The following is a 20144-nucleotide window of genomic DNA, read 5'->3' on the forward strand; positions in this document are numbered from 1 at the left end:
CATTCAGGCACCGCGCGTTATCGTTGACGCCCATCGCGAGCAAGCTCGCTCCCACAGGGAAAATATTCTAGGTTACGACCAGCGCTTGAAAATCAGCGAAGTATTTACCCCGCCAAACGCAAAGTTATTGTTCATCACGTACCGGTTACTCATCTGCCGAAACTCGCCGCGCAGGTAGTCGAGCTTGCCGCAATGCGGGTCGACTTCGTCGAGGTTGAAGGTGTGGGCGTAGAGGTCGCGGTTCATCATTTCGATGCTGAACCAGGACTCCAGCGCACCGCAGGCGCCGAGGGTGTGGCCGAGGAAGCTCTTCTGCGAGCTGATGGGCATGTGTTCGCCGAACAGGCTGCTGGTGGCCAGGGTTTCGGCGATGTCGCCCTGTTCGGTGGCGGTGCCGTGGCCGTTGACGTAGCCGATGTCCGAAGGTTTCAGCCCGGCGTCTTCCAGGGCCAGTTCCATGGCCCGGCGCATGGTGACTTGCTCCGGACGGGTGGTGTGCTGGCCGTCGGCGTTGCTGCCGAAACCGACGATCTCGGCGTGGATGCGGGCGCCACGGGCCAGGGCGTGCTCCAGTTCTTCGAGCACCAGCATGCCGCCGCCTTCGCCGATCACCAGACCGTCGCGTGCGGTGTCGTAAGGGCGCGGGCTCCGTTGTGGGGTGTCGTTTTTCAGGCTGGTGGCGTAGAGCGCGTCGAAGACCATGGCTTCGGTCGGGCACAGTTCCTCGGCGCCGCCGGCGAGCATCAGCGGCAGGCGGCCGAACTTGATCGCCTCGTAGGCATAGCCGATGCCCTGGCTGCCGCTGGTGCAGGCGCTGGAGGTGGGAATCAGGCGGCCGGTGAGGCCGAAGAAGATGCTGATGTTCGCCGCGGTGGTGTGCGGCATCATGCGCACGTAGGAATTGGCGTTCAGGCCTTCGGCCACCGAGTTGAGCAGCATGTTGCCGAACGCCTTGATCTCGTCGGTGCTGCCGGTGGAGGAGCCGCAGGCGACGCCCATGCGCCCGTCCTTGATCGATTCGTCGCCCAACAGGCCGGCATCGGCCAGCGCCATCTCCGCCGCGCCCACCGCCAGCCGTGAGACCCGGCCCATGCTGCGCAGTTGCTTGCGGGTCCAGTGGCTTGGCACCATGAAGTCATCGATGGGGGCTGCCAGGCGTGTGTTGAGTTCGGTAAAACGATCCCACTCGTCCATCCGGCGAATGCCGCTGCGGTTGGCCGCGAAGTTGCCGGCGATGGTGTCCCAGTCGCTGCCCAGTGAGGTGATGCCGGCCATGCCGGTGACGACTACGCGCTTCATCAGCACAGGCCTCCGTTGACGGCCAGAACCTGCCGGGTGATGTACGAGGCTTCCGCCGACATCAGGAAATTCACCGCGCCGGCCACCTCTTCAGGGGTGCCCATGCGTTGTGCGGGGATCATTTTCATCAGTTCTTCCACCGGCACGTTTTCGTCGAGCATGGCTGTGTCGATCAGGCCGGGGGCGACACAGTTAACGGTGATTTTGCGCTTGCCCAGCTCGATCGCCAATGCCTTGGCTGCACCGATCAGCCCGGCCTTGGAAGCGCTGTAGTTGACCTGGCCACGGTTGCCGATCAGCCCGGACACCGAGGTGATGCAGACAATCCGCCCGGCGGCGCGACGCCGGATCATCGGCATCATCACCGGGTGCAGCACGTTGTAGAAACCGTCGAGGTTGGTGCGCATCACCACATCCCAATCGTCCTCGCTCAGGGCCGGAAAGGCGCCGTCGCGGGTCAGGCCGGCGTTGAGCACCACGCCGTAATAGGCGCCGTGGGTTTCCACGTCGGCTTCGAGAATCTCCTTGCAACGGGCGCGGTCGGCCACGTCGAACTGCAGGATGCGCGCACGGCGGCCCAAGGCCTCGACTTCGGCCTTGACGGCTTCGGCGTCGGCCAGGCCGCTACGGCAATGCAGCACGATGTCGTGCCCGGCCCGGGCCAGGCGCAAGGCGATGGCGCGGCCGATGCCACGGCTGGAACCGGTGACCAGTACGGATTCAGTCATGACTGGACTCCTTCGGGTTCATGAAGATATTGGGCGGCCTGGGGTGGGCGGTACACGTTCAGACGGGCTGTGGCGTGAATGCCGGGGGCGTTGATGTGGCACTCGAACACGCCCATGCCGTTGTCGTCCTCCAGGGAGCGAATCCCGTGGAGGGTCAGCTCGGTGCCGGCCGGGAAGCTTTCCACGTTGCATTCGAATTTGCGGCTGCCGAGCAGGAAGCCCAACTCCACCGCATCGCCGCGCTGACGCGCATGGCAACCGGCAAAGGCCGCCACGCTCTGGGCCATCAGTTCGATGCCGACCCAGGCCGGCAGGCTGCCGTCGGGGAGGTTGAACAGGCCATCGGGCTTGACGGTCAGGCGGGTGTGAATCTGCTCTTCATCGAACGCCAGGACCTGATCGATCAGGATCATGTCGCCAGCGTGGGGCAGCAGTTCGGCGAGCGGCCAGTCAATCATGGGGCGTCTCCGATAATCAGGCTGACGTTGTTGCCACCGAAGGCAAAGGAATTGCTCATCAGGTAACGGGGTGCAATGGACGTCAGGCGAGTGGCCGGGGTCACCCATTGCAGCGGCGGCAATTCGGGATCGGGCTGTCCGTCCCAGACGTGCGGCGGCAGGGCATGCTCGCGATTGTCGGCACTCAGGCTCAACCAGCAGAACGCCGCTTCCAGCGCCCCGGCTGCACCGAGGGTGTGGCCGGTCATGGGTTTACTCGACGAGCAGGGCACGCCGGCAGGGAACAGCGTTGCCACGGCCAGGCTTTCCATGGCGTCGTTGTGTTGGGTGGCAGTCCCGTGCAGGTTCAGATAAGCGATCTGCTCCGGTTGCAGGTTGGCGCGGTCCAAGGCTTTGCGCATGGCCTGCAGGGCGCCTCGACCCGTCGGCTCGGGGGCGGAAATGTGATGCGCATCGGAGCTGGCACCGCTGCCGAGCAAGGCAATTGGTTGGCTGTCGCCTGCGTGTCGGGTCATCAGGAACAGCACTGCCGCCTCGCCAATGTTGATGCCATTGCGGTTCAGCGAAAACGGATTGCAACGCTGGTCCGAGACCGCTTCCAGCGCCGAGAAACCGTTGAGAGTCAGCTTGCACAGGGTATCGACACCGCCACACAGCACCGCGTCGCAGACGCCCAGGTCCAACAGGCGCTGGGCGCTCATCAAGGCTCGGGCACTGGAGGTGCAAGCCGTGGAAATGACATAGGCCGGCCCGCTCAATTGCAGCCACTCGGCGAGAAAGTTTGCCGGCGCCCCGAGCTCCTGTTGCTGGTAGTCGTACTCGGGCGGGAACTGCTTTTCGCGCAGGTAGTGCGCCAGGCCCTGGCTGGCCTCGTCGATGCCCGAGGTGCTGGTGCCGAGCACGACACCGATGCGATCGCGGCCGTACGTCTGGATGGCGCTGTCGATGTCCGGGCGGATTTGCAGCGTGGCTTCCAGCAACAGCTGATTGTTGCGACTGTGATGGCGCGACATGTCGGCTGGAAGGGTTGCCAGGTTGCCCTGGACCGCGCCGACCGGTAGCGTGCGTTGCGGCACCCAGCCGGCTTGTTCGCGCATGCCGCCGCAGTCGCCGGCAAACAGGTGGCGGGCAACCTCCTGCTTGTCGCGGCCCAGCGCGCAGACCAGTCCGAGGGCATTGAGGTAAGCTGTCATGGTGTTTCACCGCTCAGGGGCGTGACTTGATAGGTCGCACCGTTCGCAGTCATCAATTCAAAATTCTGCGGTTGTGCGTAGCGGACGTCCCAGCGCTCGGGCAGGGACCGTTGTCTGCCGTGCTGCCAGGCGCCGGGATAGTTGGCCGCCAGTTCATCATTCGGCGTCAGTGCAAACAGCAGCGCCGCGAACAGTTCCCGGGCTTGCGGGTTGGGTGGCAACAGGCCGTCGGCGTGCCAGGTTTTATCGTTCAATAGCTGGCGGGCCTGGGGAATGCCCAGCAGGTCCATCATCGACCAGCGAATGCCCGTCTCTTCGCGCTGGATCACCACTATCCAGTCCAGGCGGTCGTCGGGCTTCAATAGCTGGATATGCAACTGCAGCGGCAACGGCAGCTCCGGGTTTTTCTCGGGCAATGGCGCCCGGCTGGTGCAGGCGCTTAGCAGCAGGGCCGCGGTAAGTAGCAGAAATCGCAACACACCGACTACCCCTGTGGGAGCGAGCTTGCTCGCGATGGCGGCGATACATTCAGCATTGATATTGGCTGACCCACCGCTATCGCGAGCAAGCTCGCTCCCACAGGTTGGGTATTCCAGGCGACGGGTAATCGACATCACACAGTTCCTTCAAAAGGTTTGCGCGCCACCACATTGACCAGGGTTTCTTCCCGCTGGCCAAAGGGTTTTGGCTTGCACACACCCAAGTATTCGAGCAGGCCGAAATCCTTGGCGCGACTCCACCACAGGTACGGATAAGACACGTTTTGCGCGGTAAATTCGAAACCCTGTTGTCGGATCATTTGCAGATACTGCGCCGCGCTTTTCTGCACCTGCATGGGGTGGCGGAACAACCAGCGGATCACCCAGGTATCAATGTAGGCCTCGGTGGACTCGGCGAACAGCAGATAGCCGCCCGGCTTGAGCACACGGTAGAACTCGGCCAGAGCCTGTTCCTGCTGCACCAGGTGATGGAACGTCTGGTGACAGAACAGCAGGTCGATACTGGCGTCCGCCAGCTTGAGGTTCGCACAGTCGCTGCCGATCAGCTCCACGTCCATGCCCTGGCGCGCCGCTTCTTCGGCGCTCTGGGCGAGGCTCTGCGGGTCGGCATCGATGCCGATCAGGCGAGCGGGCGCAAAGGCCTGGCGCAACAGCGAGAATGACTTGCCCTGACCACAGCCGGCATCCAGCAGTACCGGGTCGGCAGGCGGCGCTTCGTTGAACAGGCCGCGCAAATCGTTGACCGCCAGCCGCAGCACATAGTGTTGCCAGATCCGGCTGCGCAGGAACCACAAACCGAAACGGGTTTCTTCGACGTAGTGGTCGCTCAAGTGGTTCATGACGCATCCCTTGCACAGAACTCCGATATCACCTTCAACCGGCGCCGGGCTTCGCTGACGAACGGGTTGCGCGGGTCCCAGGCATACCCTGCAAGGATGGAGCTGATCATTCCGCGAATTTCCGGCGAGCTGCTCTCATGGAAAATCACATCCTGGAAAGTCCCGGCGTACCAGCCTTCGACGTAACAACGGAAGGTGTCGACACCGCGCTTGAGCGGCTCGGCGAACTCGGTTTGCCAGTCGACGGTTTCACCTTGCAGCTGGCGGTGCAACACCCCGGCCGCCATGCTCGCCGAACGCATGGCGATGGTCACGCCGGAGGAAAACACCGGGTCGAGGAATTCCGCGGCGTTGCCCAGCAGTGCGAAGCCCGGACCGTGCAGGGTTTTGACGTTGGCCGAGTAACCGCCGATGGTTCGGGCTGCGGTGTCCCACTGCGCATTTTGCAACACGCCGGCCAGGCTTGGCGTTTCGGCGATAAAGCCGCGCAGGCACTCGTCCAGATTGTCGCTGCGGCCGGCGAAACGTTCCTCGGCGGCGACCACGCCGACCGAGCAGCGCCCGTTGCTGAACGGAATGGTCCAGAACCATACGTCGCGCAAGGTTGGATGAGTGGTCACGAGGATCTTGCTGCGGTCGAAGGCCGGGTGGTCGATACGGTCTTCGACGTGGGTGAACACAGCCTGGCGCACCGGGAAGTTCGACGGCGCCTCGAGGTCGAGCAAGCGCGGCAGCACGCGGCCGTAGCCACTGGCATCGAGCAGGAAGCCGGCCTTGATGCGGTACTCGCTGCCGTCTTCGCGGCGCACGCCGAGTTGCGGTTTTTCCGGGTCGATGTCGACGCTGACGATGGTTTCGCCATAGCGGATCTCCACGCCTTGCAGCGCGGCCTGATCGGCCAGCAGCTTGTCGAAATCGGCGCGCTGGACCTGAAATGTCGTTGATTTGCCGTGGCTGAACGTCTCGCCGAAATCGAACGCGCTGTAACGTTCGCCCCAGGCAAAGGCGGCACCGGTTTTCACCTGGTAGCCGGCCGCGTTGACGGCGTCGAGCATGCCCGCTTCTTCGACGAAATCCAGGCAATGGGCCAACAGGCTTTCACCGATGGAAAAACGTGGAAAATGCTGACGCTCGATCACCAGCACATCGTGTCCCTTGCGCTTGAGCAACGCGGCGGCGATGGCCCCCGAAGGACCGGCACCGATGACCACGACCTGGCGGCATTCCATTTCAACGGTTGGCATGGGGGCTCCTTGCCGGGACAGCGGCTTTCAGGGGGATTCGGTGCATACCGGTCAGGGCTGGCAGCAGTGTAGCGATCAGGCCCATCAGCATCAGCGCAAAGTACAGTGGCGGGCTGATGAGTTGCTGTTGCAGCAACAGGTTGAGAAAGACGATCTCGCTCAAGCCGCGGATGTTCAGCAGCACACTTTCCCGCCAGCGGCTGGCGCCCTTGAACGAGGCCCCAGCCCAGCCAAGGCCGAGCCAGTTGCCCAGCAGTTTGCTCAGCATCGGCAACAGCAGCAGGGCGACCAGTTGCACCCAGCCGAGGCTGTCCATCGCGCTGTGCACGTTGATCTGCACGATGCCGAACGTGAGGATCAGCGGGATGGCGATGTACGTCTGCAATCGGCTCATCCAGATGGCCGGCAACGGCAGCACCAACGGCGCTTTCAACGCGGCCATGATCAACACATAGCCGATGCCGAAAATCAGCGCATTGAGCTTGTAGTGCTCGGCGACGACCAGCAGGGCGAAAAAACCCAGGCTGTAGAGCCACGTCTGGCGCAAGCCAAGTAGCCGCAGCAGCACCGGCAGGCAGGCGCCGGCCAGTGGCAGCAACAGGCTGCTCAGGTGCAGGCTGCCCTGGGCGAGGCCGAATAAAGTCCAGCAGGCGAGGTCGATGAGAATCGCGGTTTGCACCAGACGCCGGGTGGCAGCAGGCGGGTAATCGATGTGCCGCAGGTACAGGTACAACACCGGAATCGCGGTGATGGCGAACAACAGGCCGACGGCCAGCGAGCTGATCCAGGGTTGCGCCGGCAACAGCCAGATGGCCGTGGCCAGGCCACAGGCAAACGGTATGCAAAAGCTCGGCAGGGCGATTTTCAGGCTCTGGCGCTCCAGTTGCAGGTCGATCACATCGCTGAGGATGTAGCCCAGCAACAGGGCAAAGCTCAGGCTGTAGAGGTTCTTCAGCCAGCCCGGCGACACCAGCTGCGCACCGCTCAATTGCCATTGCGGCTCGATCCAGAAATACATCAGCAGCGGCAAGCCGAGGGTTGCCAGCAACAACTGGCTGACGATGGGAATCAGGCCGAAATGCCGGCCGACACGGGTCGCCAGTGCGAACAACGCCAGGGCCATCGCCCAGAACAGAACGATCATCACGCTGCATGCTCCGCGGCCGTGGACTCATGCACCTGTCGACCGGCCCAGGGTGCCAGCAGGAAGCTGAAGACCAGGCCGAGGCTCACCGACAATCCGAAGTTGCTCACCGCCGGAGTGCTCGACACCGCCAGCAGGCCGAACGACAGCCAGGTGGTCAACGCCGCCAGCAGGGTGCCCAACAGGCTCACGGCCGCGCCGCCGACCTGTTCGCGCATCAGGATCGCGTAATCGACGCTGATCGCCGTCACCAGCAGCAGGCCGAACAGGCTGAACAGGGTCAACGGCTGCCCCAGCCAACCGAGGCTGGCCAGGCTGCACAACGCCGCCAGCAGCGGCAGGGAGACGATGCGCAACGCACCGCCGAGACCGAACGGCAGGATCAGCACCAGCACGATCAGCACGCAGGAGGCGAGTTTCAGTTCGGCGGCACTGATTTGGGTGGCGGCGAAGACAGTGTTCAATTCACCCAGTCGATCCACCAGTGTCACGCCGGGTAGGTCCTCGCCCTGGAGCCGCAGCAGGGCCGGGTTGTTGATGCCTTGCAGGCTGACCATCGCCGCCACGCCGTCTTCGGTCGGCCCCAGCCACAGGGGCCGGTAGGGTTCTGCCAGCGGGCCGCTGAGCGCTGCGTCGATGTCCACGGCCGGCAATGCCTGTAGCTTCGTCAGCTCGGCTTGCAACGCCTCGGCCGGTACGCCGATGTCGAGCAACGGTTGCCAGAACGCCGGCAGTTTGCTCAACGCTTCGCGCACCTGCTGCTGTGCATTCGGCGGGCTGACCAGTTGATTGAGCGACAGATACCCCTGGAGCTTTTCCAGGCTAATCAATTGATCCAGTCGTTCGCTCAGGGCGGTCTGGCGTTCAAGCAGTTGCTGCTGGTTGGCGGCGCGTATCAGGAAAAACTGGCTGGTGGGTTGATAGCCGGTGATCTGTGCAATGGTCCGGGCTTCGTCGGTCAATTGTTGCGGTGCGCTGATCCACTGGCGGATGTCGTTTTTGCTGCTCAGCTGCAACAGCCCGCCTACGCAAAAGGCGATCAGCAGCGCCAGCAGGACTGGCGTTTTCACCTGATTGAGCAGCGCTTCTCGACAGCCAAGCAAAAGCTCGCAAACACGCAATGGCCACTGCGCCGGACGCAGCTCCACGCCCTTGAGCAAGGCCGGCAGCAGGCACACGGCGGACAAATAGGCGCCGAGCAAACCGGCGGCAGAGAACACGGCAATCTGGGTCAGCGCCGGGAAGGGTGTCCAGGCCAGGGCCAGGTAGCCGATACCGCTGGTGATCAGGCTCAGGGTCAACCCTGGCAGGGTCAGGCGCAGGGCAGGCCAGCTGTGCCAGGGTTTCAGGCTCCAGCTTTTGGACAGGTAGTGCAGAGGGTAGTCAACCGCCACACCGATCAGGCTCGAACCCAGTACCAGCGTCATCACGTGCATATGGCCGAACAACGCCACGCAGGCCACCGCTCCGAAGAGCATGCCCACCAGCACCGGCACGAACGCCAGCAACACGCGCCAGCGCCGGAAGGCCAACAGCAGCAGCAACAGAATCCCGACGGTGGCACCGCCACCGACCCAGGTCATTTCCCGGGCGGCCTGCTGTTGCCCGTGGGCCGCGTACAGCAAGCCGCTGGCGGCAAGCAGTTGCACGTCGTGCTGCGCAGCTTGTTCGCGGCTGTGCTCGAGCAGGTCGGCCACTTGCAGCGGCAGGTTCATGTCGAAGGCGTTGCCGGTGGTGCGTGCGCGCAGCAGCACCCAGCTCTTGCCATCGGCATCGGCGACCAGGGTGCCACTGCCGATGTCCAGTTGCACCGAACCGCGTTGCGGCTGGCTGTTCTGGATACGCCCGGTCAGGCCCAGCCAGTCATCCTGGCTCGGCACCAGGCTGTAACCATTGAACGGATCGAACAAGGCTTGCACGCGTTGCTGGATAAAGGTGTCGGGGTGCTCGATCAGCAGTTGTCGGTCCACCGCCGAGAGCATCGCCAGGCGACCTTGCAGCAATTGAGAGCGCAGCGCCGGCAAGTCGGCTTGCAGGGTCCACTGGACCTTTTCGAACAGTCCGCTGGCCTGCCATTGCTCGCCGAGGGTTTGCGCCATGGCGACGGCTTGCTGGCGATCAGCGTGGCCGACCAGCACCAGCATTTCGCGGTTCAGCGGTTCTTGCATGCGTTGTTCGGCGCGCAGTTCCAGGGCGTCGGGCGCCGTGCCGGGCACCAGTTCCATCAGGTTCGCCGACAGTGGCGCGCCGTCACGCCATTGCCAACCCGCGAGCGCCAGTACTGCCAGCAGCAGGATCAGAAACAGCCGTGGCAACCACCGTTCACTCGGCAAAGTCATGTTGCTCCGCGTCGCTCAACGGTTGCGCGCTGGTGCTGTCCTGCATGCGCAACAGCGTACTGTCGCCCTGGGTTTCGAGCAGTTCGATGCTCTGCACCAGTGCGGCGCCGGTAATGTTGATCTGGTTGAACACCTGCTTGAGCAGCATCGAGCGCGGCACCAGCGTGAGTTTCCAGTTCTGCGCGTCGCCGCTCAGGGCCAACTCGAAATCCCGTTGCAGCCCGCTGCTGTCGCCTTGCAGCACGGCGAGGAACAAACGGTTCTGCTCGGCACCGGCGCTTTTGCCCGGCAGCATTTGCCAAATACTGCCGTCTCGCCGGGCAATGCCTTTGGTGGTGATGCGATAGTCCTGTTGCAACGGTGTTTTGAGCAGCCACAACAAGCCGTGGTTTTTTGCCAGCACGAACGAGCCCTTGCTGGTCAGCGGCTGGGGCAGGGCGCGCAGGTGTTTCTCCTGGATGAAGTTGCCGTGGATCACCTCGGGTTTGGCCAGTTGCTCGCTGAGTTGTTGCAGGTCGAAGGCATGGGCCAGCCCTGGAATACCCAGTAGCACGCAGAACACTGTAGGCGCGAGCTTGCTCGCGAAAAACCTGAGAAAGCCGCGGGGTGTCAGGGGCCCGGTGTCATCGTTAACGACCATCGCGAGCAGGCTCGCTCCTACAGGGTAACGGGGGTGGCGGAACATCATGGCAGGGCCCTTTCAACAGCGTCGGTGAACACCTTGGGCGAGGCCAGTTGCATCTCGCGGCTGGCGAGGTCGACGGCGACCTGTACCGTCATGGCCCGGGTCAGGCGCTCACCGGTTTGCAGATCGCTGATCAGGTAGTTGATCTTCAAGCGGTTCTCCCACTCCACCAGGTTGGCGCGCACGTTGAGTTTCTGGCCGAACACCGCGCCGCGCACGTAGCGCAATTGCAGGTCGATCACCGGCCACGCGTAGCCGGATTCGTTCATCGCCGTGTAGTTGTGGCCGATCGTGTCCAGCAGCGCGCAGCGGGCGACTTCCAGGTATTTGACGTAATGGCCGTGCCAGACCACGTGCATGCTGTCGACGTCAAAGAAGGGCACGACGATTTCCGTGTCGGTGTGCAGAAGTCCCTTGCTACGCATGCAGCCTCCAGTGTTGTTCGGCGATGCGCTGCAGGCACAGGCGCAACTCGCCTTCCAGCGCGCGGTCTTCGATGACCGGTGGGAAGTCCCTGGCCAAGTCTTCATGCATGGCGGCCAGTGCGGGTGGCAGTGGTCGCGCATCTTCGGCCTGGCCGCGCAGCCAGACGCCCTGATTGGCCGCCAGCAGGGTGGCGGCTGCCACTTGTTCGGTGAGTTCCAATACGCGGATCGCATCCCGGGCGGCGATGGTGCCCATGCTGACTTTGTCCTGGTTGTGGCATTCGGTGGAGCGCGAGAAGACGCTGGCCGGCATGGTGTTTTTCAGCGCTTCGGCGGTCCAGGCGCTGGTGCCGATCTGCACGGCCTTGAAGCCGTGGTTGAGCATGGCGCGGTCAGCCGTAGCGCCGGACAGGTTGCTAGGCAAGCCATGGTTGTAGCGCTCGTCCACCAGCAGCGCGAGTTGCCGGTCCAGCAGGTCGGCGACGTTGGCCACGAGGTTTTTCAGGCTGTCCATGGCGAACGCGATGTGCCCGCCGTAGAAGTGCCCGCCGTGCAGCACGCGCTCGGCTTCGGCGTCGATGATCGGGTTGTCGTTGGCGCTGTTGAGTTCAATCTCGATGAACGAACGCAGCCAGTTCAGGCTGTCGGCCAGCACGCCCAGCACATGGGGCGCGCAGCGCAGGGAATAGCGGTCTTGCAGGCGATGCAAGGGGGCGGTCGGCGCATCGATGGCCAGATCCTTGCGCAACCACGCGGCGACCTGCATCTGCCCCGGGTGTGGCTTGGCGGCGAACAGGCGCTCGTCGAAGTGCTCCGGGTTGCCCTGCAGGGCGACTACGTTCAGCGCGGTGATGCGGGTGGCCAGTTGCAGCAGGTAATCGGCGCGGGCGAATGCCAGGCAGGCGAGGCCGGTCATTACCGCAGTGCCGTTCATCAGCGCCAGGGCTTCTTTCGGCCGCAACACCAGTGGTTGCCAGCCGAGTTCGCGGTGCACATCGGCAGCCTGCCGGCGTTCGCCGCGGAACATCACTTCGCGTTCGCCGGACAGCGTGGCGGCAACGTACGAAAGCGGCGTCAGGTCACCGCTGGCGCCCACCGAACCTTCCTCCGGAATCAGCGGCAGGATGTCGTGCTCAAGGAACGCCTGCAGGCGTTCCAGCAGCTCCACGCGCACCCCGGAAACACCGTGGCACAGCGACTGCAGGCGCGCCGCCAATACCGCGCGGGTGGCCTGGGCGTCGAGCAGTTTACCCAGCCCGCAGCCGTGGAAGGTGTACAGATGCTGCGGCAGCGCTTCGACGTGATGCAGCGGCACCGCGACCACGCAGGAATCGCCATAACCGGTGGTCACGCCGTAGATCACGCCTTCCTTGTCCAGCAGCGAGTCGAGAAAACGCGCGCCCTTGGCGATGCGCTCGCGGTAGGCGGGATCGCTTTGCAACTGCGCCGGCACCTTGCGGTTGGCCAGTGCCAGCACATCTTCAATGCGCAGAGGGCGTTCGCCGAAGGTTACCGGCTCAAGCGTTGGCGTCGTCATCGGTCTTCCAGAAAGGGTAAAAGTTGAACCATTGTTGGGGCGCTTCGAGGCAATAGTGACTCAGGCGCTCGGCGTAGCGGGACGCCCACTGATGAATGACCTGTTCGCGGTCGCTGCGCATCCAGGTGATTGCCTCAGCGAAGGGTTCAATGGTCAGTCGATAGTCGCCGTCGGGCTTTTTCAGGCACAGCAGCAAATTGATCGGGCATTTCAGCAGGCCGGCCAACAGCCACGGGCCTTGAGGGAATCTGGCCGGATGGCCGAGAAAATCCACGGTCACGCTGCGTCCGCCATGCAGCGGCACGCGGTCGCCGGCAATCGCCAGCCACTCGCCGCGCTCCAGGCGCTCGCTCAATTGCAGCATGATCCCCGGGTCGAGTTCGCTGACCTGAATCAGGCGCAAGTTGGTCGCCCCGGCTTCACCCAGCAAACGGTTGAACTGCTCGGCGTGCTTGGTGTGCACCAGCACGTTCATCGTGACCTTTTCGCCGATTTCCGCCAGTGCGCGGCAGACTTCCAGATTGCCCAGGTGCGCGCCCACCAGCATCTGGCCACGTGCAGCGCGCAACTGGTCGCGCAGCAGCGCCGGGTCGATGATTTCGATCTGCTCGATGCTCAGCCTGCCGTTCCAGACGTCGAGTTTGTCGAGCATGGAGTCGGCGAACGCCATGAACTGGCCGAATACCCGCCAATGGCTTGGGCGCAGTTCGTTGCGCCCGCTCCAGTCGGCCAGGCGTTGCTGGTATTGCCAGGCACTGTGTCGCGCACTGCGCCCGAACAGGAAGAAGTACAGGACGATGCCGTACAACACCGGGCTCAGTACTCGACGGCCCAGCACTTTGGCGCCGAATGCGGTGAGCTTCATCAGCCAGAAACTGCCGCGCTCCTCGCGGTCGGCCCAGTGTTGTTTGTCGGCACTCATGTCCGCCACCGTCGCCAGAGGATCATGGGTGAGCGCAGCAACATGCCGAAGAACAGCCGCGTGTGCATGCTGGAAATCAGCACGTTGTCGTGGAACATCCGAAAATGCGAAACGCCGTCCAGCGGGTAACGGACTTTGGTTTGCAGCCATTGCATCGGCTGATTGCGCCAGGCCAGGCGCACCAGGATGTCCGAGTCGAAGTCCATGCGCTTGCCGATTTTCGCTGACTCGATCAACGCCAGAACCGGTGGCAACGGGTAAACCCGGAAACCGCACATGGAGTCGCGAATCTGCAACGACAGGGTGTTGATCCAGACCATGACGTGGGTGAGATAGCGCGCATACAAACGGCCTTTCGGTACGCTGGCGTCATATTGCGGATAACCGCAGATCACCGCCCGTGGGTGGCGGCGTGATTGTTCGATGAAGCGTTTGACGTCCTGCAGGTCGTGCTGGCCATCGGCGTCCACCTGCAAGGCATGGCTGAAACCCAGGCGTGAAGCTTCGCGCAAACCGGTCATGACCGCACCGCCCTTGCCCTGGTTTTCGGCGAGGCGGATCAGGTAAACCATTTCACGTTGGGCCAGGCGGTCCAGAACCCGGGCGCAGCGCGGGCTGCTGGCATCGTCCACCAGGATGCACGGCAGATGGCTGGCGATCAGCGCATCGACCACTGTGGTGATGGCGCCTTCGTGGTTGTACACCGGGACAATGGCGCAGGGGCTATGCATGTTGGTGTACACCTGAAAGACCGAGGTGTCTGCTTCGCGAGCAGGCTCGCTCCCACACTGGATTTGTGAACGCTGTGGACCCCATGTGGGAGCGGGCTTGCTCGCGAATGAGTGCGCAGCACTCACCAAACTTACACATGCGCCGCCTCCAGCAATATTCGCCCGCTGGAGCAGGTAGCGGTTTCGTTGCGGTAGGTGAAATAGAGTTTGTCGCGCACCGGGTCGAAGCGCAGGTGCAACTGGATTTCATCGCCCGGGCGCACCAGTTGCTGGAACTTCAAGACTTCCATGCCGGCGAATTTCTCCGGCAGGTTCATCAGTTGCCGGCCCAGGCTCAGCGCCCAGTCCACCTGCACCACGCCAGGCAATACCGGCGCCTTGGGGAAGTGACCGCTGAAATAGGCCAGGTCCGGTGGCACGGCCAGTTGCAGGCTCCACTCGCCATCGCTTTCGACTTGCTCCAGCACCTCCGGGGTTTTGGGGCGCGACGCCAACAGCAGGGCGTCGACGTCGGCCTGGGGCAGCTTGCCCTGAGCGTTCAGTGGCAGTTGTCGCAGCAGGCGCCAGCGTCTCGGCAGGGCCAGGGTTTCGCAGTGTTGGTTCAGGTGTTGGCGCAATTGCTCGGTGAGGCTGCGTCGGCCCAGATTACGCAGAGCATGCAAACCGGCTTCGCTCGGAACCACTAACGCCCCCAGAGAAGCGCGGTTTTCCCGAACCACGCCGAGCCGCGCTTCGCTGACCCAGTCATGGGCCATCAGCGCCTGTTCCAGCATCGGCAGCGAGATGCGTTTCTCTTCCAGTTTGACGATCCGGTCCAGTCGCCCGAGCAATTCGAAGCGACCATCGACGGCGATGCGTGCTGAATCGGCAGTCTGTTCGATATGACCATCAGGCAAGTAGGGCGAAGCGATCAGCAGCGCACCCTCACTGTCTTGAGTCAGTGTGACATCGGCAAAGGGTTGCCAGAGTTCGGAGCCCTGACGCCAGGCGATGCCGCCGGTTTCCGAGCTGCCGAAAATTTCCGTTGGCCATTGCCCGAGACGCTCATGCAGGCTTTGTGCGGCTTCGACCGGCAATGCACCGCCGGAGGAAAACACCCGGCGAACGGAACTCAAGGCCGGCCAGTCAAGGTTGTCGCCCATGCGCTTGAGCAGCGCCGGGCTGGCCACCCAGGCAAAGGCCGGGTGCTCGCGGCTGGCACGTTGCAGGTCTTCCGGGAACGCCAGTTGCTTGCGTACGAACGGACGCCCGGCGCACAACGGCCACAGTACCCGAAACAACAAACCGTAGATGTGCTGGGTGGCGACGCTGCCAATGATGCACGCCGGGCCCAGGCCAGGACCCCACAGCTTTTCCAGGGCTTCGACTTCATTGGCCAGTTGGCGCAGGTTCTTTTCGATGCGCTTGGGTTCGCCACTGGAACCGGATGTGCACAGGCTCAACCGACAGTTATCCAGGTCCAGCGCAGCGGCACTGAGCGGCGGCTGATGGAAATCGCCAAGGTGCATGTCGCCCGGTTGATCGGACAGCCACAGATCAACTTCGCCTGACCAGCGTTGGCGGGTCTGCGGTTGCAGGTCGGACGGCAGCAGCACACTGACCCCGGCACGCCAGGCGCCGAGCAGGGCAATCGCCAGGTCGGCGGCATCCTCAAGGTGCACGGCCATCTGCCGTACACCCTGGGCTTGCAGGCCGGCGGCAAGGCTCAGCGCCAGTTCGCACAGTCGGGTGTGATCCAGTGCCGGACCGGTCGTGATGGCACGGTCCGGCCGGGCCTTGAGCAGCAGGTGCTCAAGTTTTATCCAATTCATGGGTGGCCTCGTACCCTTAGTCGTATCAGCCATTCAATGGCAAACATCAGGCCTATCAATCCGTAGGAGATCAGGCCGGTGTACAGCGTCCACCAGCTCAGCGGCGCCCAGAGGGTCAGGGCGGCGGCACACAAACCGTTGCATAAAAAGAAAACGCTCCAGGCGACGGTCACCTGACGGGTATAGCGAATGCCCTCGGCCGGTAATTGCGGCTCGCGCACCCGGGCCAGGCGTTCGACGATCGGTGGGCCGAATGTCAGGCTCGAGCCGAACAGCACCAACATGAAGACGCTGATCAACACCGGATACCAGCGCAACAGCGCCGGGCTGTCGAACAGTGCCAGCAACAGGCAGAACCCAATGGCCACCGTTGCCATCCACAGGCTGCCGGGCCGACGTTTGCCGGTCAGCGCCCGGGCCAGCCACAGTCCGCCCAGCAGCAGGCCGAACTGCCAGGGGGCGAAGTGCTCCATGCCGAAATACACCGCAAAGGGATACAAAAGGCCTGCCAGCAGCAGGCCGAGGCCAATCAGACGACTCATGCGGCCGGTTGAACCAGACGGTAGACCGCCTCGACAACGTCACTGACGGTACGCACCGATTTGAATTCTTCGGCGGCGATTTTCTTGCCCGTCTGGCGTTTGATGTGATCGATCAGGTCGACCGCGTCGATGCTATCGATTTCCAGGTCCTGATACAGGTTGGATTCCAGGCTCACACGCCCGGGGTCCAGTTCGAAAAGCTCGACCAGGGCATCGCGCAGGGTGTTGAAAATGTCATCACGAGTTTGCATGGTCCGGTCTCAAGCTGCCTGTTTTGCGGTGACGAACGCCGCAAGGCTCGCCACGTTGCTGAAGTGATTGCGAGTGTCTTTGGCGTCGGCATCGATTTTGATGCCGTACTTTTTCTGGATGGCCAGGCCCAGTTCCAGGGCGTCCACCGAGTCTAGGCCCAGGCCTTCGCCGAACAGCGTCTGCTCGTTGCCGATGTCTTCGGCGCTGATGTCCTCGAGGCCCAGGGCGTCGATGATCAGCTCTTTGATTTCCAGCACCAGGCTATGGGTGTTCCGATCGCTCATCTTCGGCGAGCTCCTTGATGAAGTAAGAATGCAAATAATCGTTGAGCTTGCGCGAGGCTTGCGGAGCCGGCCCCAGCGAGGCGAAGGCCTGTGGGTCTATATCGGCCCCGACCCGAAAACTGAAGTGCACGCGCCGCTTGGGGATGCGGTACCAGGGCTCGGCCTTGGTCAATGTGGTCGGGTTGACCTTGATAATGACCGGGGTGAGGATTTTCGCACCCCGCAGGGCGATTGCCGCACCGCCCCGATGAAAGGCCGGTGCCTGGCCGGGTTGGGTGCGCGTGCCTTCGGGGAAAATGATCAGGGTCTGGCCGTCTTTCAGCGCGTCGGCCGCCGCGTCGAGCATGTCCATGCTGCCGTCGTTGCTGATGTATTCGGTGCAGCGCAGCGGTCCACGTGTGAACGGGTTTTCCCAGAGACTTTGCTTGACCACGCAGTTGGCGTGACGCACCAGGCCGATCAGAAACACCACGTCGATCAGCGAGGGGTGATTGGCAAGGATCATTTGCCCGGGACGACCGAGTTTTTCCGCGCCTTCAATGTCGTAGGTCAGCACCCCGGTACGGGCCATGAAGCGCACAAAAATCCAGAAACAGCGGCTGACCGTTTGCCGGGCCCGCAGCCGATGGGTCCGGGCGTCGCCCGGCAGGCAGTTCAGCACAGGGAAAATCACCAGGCGCAGGCACAGGCCGCCCAACCCGAACAGGGCAAAGCTCGCGGCGGTGGCCAGCAAGCGCCAGTAATAGGCGTCGCGGTTTTTCTCGGTCACGGGTTGCGTTGCCAGGTCCATACACGATTTTTCCAGGCATGTTGGCAGGTGGTTTGCTGGCCGAGCAGCATACGCAACAGATTCAGCGCGTGGGGCCAGCGGGAGTTGGACAACGCTTCCGAGGGGCTGTTCAGGGACAACTGCCAGTCGGTACCGGGTGTGATCAGCAGGCCGACGGCATAAGGGAATGGCACGTCGTCGATCCAGGTCGAGTAAGCCTCGGGCGGCCGCTCTTCAGTGACCACCAGCAGTACCGCGCCAGCGCCTTCGGCCAGCAGCGCGGCAGCTTCGAGCATGCCGTGCTCCAGGCCATCGCCTGCGGCAGCCAGGGCCGTCATTTCGCTGGTTTCACCGCGCATGATCGACCACAAACCAATAATCGCGTTATGCACCGACAAGCTGAACCGGGTCGGCGACAGCGGCTCGTCGGCGGCCAGATCACTGAGAATGTCGACGGTGCGGGGTGTTTCGCCGTGACGGGAAACAAAGACCAATGGCAGATCCTGCCGGCCTTCGGCCAATGGCCAGCCGACACTGAAGGCCATCCGTGCCAGGCGGCTGAGCCTGCGGCGCTGCATGGCCGGCAGAAAGGAAACGTCAGGAGCGGCATCGCTGTCCGGCAGCACGACGGGTTGCCGGCTCCAGGCCTGCCAATCGTTCACGCTCTCAAGCCCCGGGGCCCAGGCGCGCCATTGGGCGATGTTGAAGTTGATCACAGACATTCATCCCGCCCTCACGGGCTTACTTGACGCGGGGAGTGGCCGAGAGCCGAGACTCACCCTGCGCGGCGTTTGCCGCCGAGTGGCGCGCATTATCCCGGTGCCGGGAACCTGTAGCAAATGCTGGTTACATTTTGCTCAACAAGATGCAGCGACTGGCTCGCAAAAACTGAGCGATTGGTAATTATTCACACAATCACTACTCCGTCTGTCGGTTCCTGCGTCAAACCATCGGGCCGTTCACGGCTTTTCATGTAAGAGAAGGCAACTGACTGTGTAGTCCCTGGTAGCGAAGCAGCGCCGTGCACCACTACACTCGATCATTCTTTGATACACGGAGGTTTTGACATGCGGCGCGTGGTGTTCAATCAGAAAGGTGGCGTTGGCAAGTCCAGCATTGCCTGCAATCTGGCGGCGGTCAGTGCCAACGAGGGTTTTCGCACCTTGTTGGTGGATCTCGATGCCCAGGCCAACTCCACTCAGTACTTGACGGGGCTCACGGGTAGCGACATCCCGATGGGCATCGCCGATTTCTTCAAGCAGACGCTGTCTTCCGGGCCGTTTTCCAAAAAGAATCAGGTCGACATCTACGAAACCCCCTTCGATAACCTCCACGTCATTACCGCCACCGCTGAACTGGCGGACTTGCAGCCAAAGCTTGAAGCCAAGCACAAGATCAACAAGCTGCGTAAGTTGCTTGAGGAACTGAGCGAAGACTACGACCGGATTTACCTAGATACCCCGCCAGCGCTGAATTTCTATGCGGTTTCTGCATTGATTGCCGCCGATCGTGTGCTGATTCCCTTCGATTGCGACAGTTTTTCACGCCAGGCACTCTACGGCCTGATGGCGGAAATCGAAGAGTTGAAGGACGACCATAACGAAGGCCTGGAAGTCGAAGGCATCGTCGTCAACCAGTTCCAGGCCCGCGCCAGCCTGCCCCAGCAAATCCTCGACGAACTGATCGCCGAAGGCCTGCCGGTGCTGCCGGTGTACCTGGCCAGCTCGGTACGCATGCGCGAATCCCACCAGGCCAACACGCCGCTGATCCATCTCGACCCGCGGCACAAGCTGACCCAGCAGTTTGTCGAATTGCACAGCCTGCTGGAAAACGCCTGATCTTCCAGGCGAAACAAAACACTGTGGGAGCGAGCTTGCTCGCGATAGCGGACTGACAGTCAACATTATCTTCGACTGACACATCGTCATCGCGAGCAAGCTCGCTCCCACAGGGGCTGTGTTGCTTCAGATACCCTGGCTACGCAGCCAGGCCATCAACTGCGGCAACGGGAAAGCCCCGCTCTGCCGGGCGACTTCCCGGCCGTTCTTGAACAGGATCAGGCTCGGGATCGAGCGAATCCCCAACTGCGCCGACAACTGCTGGTTCGCCTCGCTGTCCAGCTTGGCCAACCGGCACTTGCCCTCCAGTTGCCCGGCCGCCTGCTCGAACACCGGTGCAAATGACTTGCACGGCCCGCACCAGTCCGCCCACACGTCCACCAGCAGCGGCAGATCGCCCTTGATCTGGCTGGCGTAATCGCCTTGTTTCAATTCAAACGGCTTGTTCAGCAGGACGTCGGCCTTGCAGCGTCCGCATTTCGGGTGGTCGTTGAGGCGCTCGGCGGGGATGCGGTTGAGGCCGTTGCAATGGGGGCAGGGAATGAGGAGTGGGTCGGTCATGAGCAAGATCCAATGGGGAGCTGATAACACCTAGTTGGAGACG

Annotated in this window: 22 protein-coding genes; 1 reads left to right on the forward strand and 21 read right to left on the reverse strand. The window is 62.7% G+C overall.

Annotated features, from left to right (window positions below; translation table 11 throughout):
- Positions 1–72: 72 nt before the first annotated feature.
- From AC07YV_RS00390 to AC07YV_RS00485, 20 genes are all read right to left on the reverse strand, one after another.
- Positions 73–1299 carry a beta-ketoacyl-ACP synthase gene (locus AC07YV_RS00390; RefSeq protein ID WP_102698589.1) on the reverse strand — a complete coding sequence of 409 codons (1227 nt, stop codon included), beginning with the start codon at positions 1297–1299 and terminating at the stop codon, positions 73–75.
- Positions 1299–2027: a 3-oxoacyl-ACP reductase FabG gene (gene fabG, locus AC07YV_RS00395; RefSeq protein ID WP_102698590.1), complete on the reverse strand. Its 729-nt coding sequence runs from the start codon at positions 2025–2027 to the stop codon at positions 1299–1301. Before fabG ends, AC07YV_RS00390 begins: the two co-directional genes overlap by 1 nt.
- Positions 2024–2485: a hotdog family protein gene (locus tag AC07YV_RS00400; RefSeq protein WP_095964629.1), complete on the reverse strand. Its 462-nt coding sequence runs from the start codon at positions 2483–2485 to the stop codon at positions 2024–2026. The genes fabG and AC07YV_RS00400 overlap by 4 nt, the downstream gene beginning before the upstream one ends.
- Entirely contained in the window at positions 2482–3678 is a 1197-nt protein-coding gene (locus AC07YV_RS00405; RefSeq protein WP_102698591.1) for a beta-ketoacyl-[acyl-carrier-protein] synthase family protein, read from the reverse strand. Before AC07YV_RS00405 ends, AC07YV_RS00400 begins: the two co-directional genes overlap by 4 nt.
- The gene (locus AC07YV_RS00410) at positions 3675–4292 is read right to left on the reverse strand and encodes a hypothetical protein (protein ID WP_494990254.1); all 618 of its coding nucleotides are present in this window, start codon (positions 4290–4292) and stop codon (positions 3675–3677) included. Before AC07YV_RS00410 ends, AC07YV_RS00405 begins: the two co-directional genes overlap by 4 nt.
- Positions 4292–5017, reverse strand: coding sequence for a class I SAM-dependent methyltransferase (locus AC07YV_RS00415; protein WP_102698593.1), 726 nt, complete (start codon positions 5015–5017; stop codon positions 4292–4294). The genes AC07YV_RS00410 and AC07YV_RS00415 overlap by 1 nt, the downstream gene beginning before the upstream one ends.
- Complete coding sequence (locus AC07YV_RS00420) at positions 5014–6261, reverse strand: NAD(P)/FAD-dependent oxidoreductase (protein WP_102698594.1); 1248 nt, start codon at positions 6259–6261, stop codon at positions 5014–5016. Before AC07YV_RS00420 ends, AC07YV_RS00415 begins: the two co-directional genes overlap by 4 nt.
- A complete protein-coding gene (locus AC07YV_RS00425) occupies positions 6248–7405 on the reverse strand; it encodes a sodium:proton antiporter (RefSeq protein WP_102698595.1) in 1158 nt (385 codons plus the stop codon). Before AC07YV_RS00425 ends, AC07YV_RS00420 begins: the two co-directional genes overlap by 14 nt.
- Positions 7405–9744 carry an MMPL family transporter gene (locus tag AC07YV_RS00430; protein WP_102698596.1) on the reverse strand — a complete coding sequence of 780 codons (2340 nt, stop codon included), beginning with the start codon at positions 9742–9744 and terminating at the stop codon, positions 7405–7407. The genes AC07YV_RS00425 and AC07YV_RS00430 overlap by 1 nt, the downstream gene beginning before the upstream one ends.
- On the reverse strand, positions 9728–10432 hold the full coding sequence (locus tag AC07YV_RS00435) for an outer membrane lipoprotein carrier protein LolA (protein ID WP_102698597.1): 705 nt from the start codon (positions 10430–10432) through the stop codon (positions 9728–9730). The genes AC07YV_RS00430 and AC07YV_RS00435 overlap by 17 nt, the downstream gene beginning before the upstream one ends.
- Complete coding sequence (locus AC07YV_RS00440) at positions 10429–10854, reverse strand: acyl-CoA thioesterase (protein ID WP_007974600.1); 426 nt, start codon at positions 10852–10854, stop codon at positions 10429–10431. The genes AC07YV_RS00435 and AC07YV_RS00440 overlap by 4 nt, the downstream gene beginning before the upstream one ends.
- On the reverse strand, positions 10847–12391 hold the full coding sequence (locus AC07YV_RS00445; protein WP_102698598.1) for an HAL/PAL/TAL family ammonia-lyase: 1545 nt from the start codon (positions 12389–12391) through the stop codon (positions 10847–10849). The genes AC07YV_RS00440 and AC07YV_RS00445 overlap by 8 nt, the downstream gene beginning before the upstream one ends.
- Positions 12372–13313, reverse strand: coding sequence for a lysophospholipid acyltransferase family protein (locus AC07YV_RS00450; protein ID WP_102698599.1), 942 nt, complete (start codon positions 13311–13313; stop codon positions 12372–12374). Before AC07YV_RS00450 ends, AC07YV_RS00445 begins: the two co-directional genes overlap by 20 nt.
- On the reverse strand, positions 13310–14044 hold the full coding sequence (locus AC07YV_RS00455) for a glycosyltransferase family 2 protein (protein WP_095964640.1): 735 nt from the start codon (positions 14042–14044) through the stop codon (positions 13310–13312). The genes AC07YV_RS00450 and AC07YV_RS00455 overlap by 4 nt, the downstream gene beginning before the upstream one ends.
- 131 nt (positions 14045–14175) lie before the next feature.
- Positions 14176–15855 (reverse strand): acyl-CoA synthetase family protein, encoded by a 1680-nt coding sequence (locus tag AC07YV_RS00460; protein WP_102698600.1) that lies wholly within the window; start codon positions 15853–15855, stop codon positions 14176–14178.
- A complete protein-coding gene (locus tag AC07YV_RS00465; RefSeq protein ID WP_102698601.1) occupies positions 15852–16397 on the reverse strand; it encodes a COG4648 family protein in 546 nt (181 codons plus the stop codon). Before AC07YV_RS00465 ends, AC07YV_RS00460 begins: the two co-directional genes overlap by 4 nt.
- Complete coding sequence (locus AC07YV_RS00470) at positions 16394–16648, reverse strand: acyl carrier protein (RefSeq protein ID WP_007972204.1); 255 nt, start codon at positions 16646–16648, stop codon at positions 16394–16396. Before AC07YV_RS00470 ends, AC07YV_RS00465 begins: the two co-directional genes overlap by 4 nt.
- A 9-nt stretch (positions 16649–16657) precedes the next feature.
- A complete protein-coding gene (locus AC07YV_RS00475) occupies positions 16658–16933 on the reverse strand; it encodes a phosphopantetheine-binding protein (protein WP_095964643.1) in 276 nt (91 codons plus the stop codon).
- Entirely contained in the window at positions 16911–17723 is an 813-nt protein-coding gene (locus tag AC07YV_RS00480) for a lysophospholipid acyltransferase family protein (RefSeq protein WP_102698602.1), read from the reverse strand. The genes AC07YV_RS00475 and AC07YV_RS00480 overlap by 23 nt, the downstream gene beginning before the upstream one ends.
- The gene (locus tag AC07YV_RS00485) at positions 17699–18424 is read right to left on the reverse strand and encodes a beta-ketoacyl synthase chain length factor (protein WP_102698603.1); all 726 of its coding nucleotides are present in this window, start codon (positions 18422–18424) and stop codon (positions 17699–17701) included. The genes AC07YV_RS00480 and AC07YV_RS00485 overlap by 25 nt, the downstream gene beginning before the upstream one ends.
- A gap of 345 nt (positions 18425–18769) precedes the next feature.
- On the opposite strand from AC07YV_RS00485, the gene AC07YV_RS00490 reads away from it, so the two are divergent.
- On the forward strand, positions 18770–19540 hold the full coding sequence (locus AC07YV_RS00490) for a ParA family protein (RefSeq protein ID WP_102698604.1): 771 nt from the start codon (positions 18770–18772) through the stop codon (positions 19538–19540).
- Between the two features lie 126 nt (positions 19541–19666).
- On the opposite strand, the gene trxC is transcribed toward AC07YV_RS00490, so the two are convergent.
- A complete protein-coding gene (gene trxC / locus AC07YV_RS00495; RefSeq protein WP_102698605.1) occupies positions 19667–20101 on the reverse strand; it encodes a thioredoxin TrxC in 435 nt (144 codons plus the stop codon).
- Positions 20102–20144 lie beyond the last annotated feature (43 nt).

The sequence above is a fragment of the Pseudomonas sp. GW456-E7 genome, assembly GCF_059424105.1.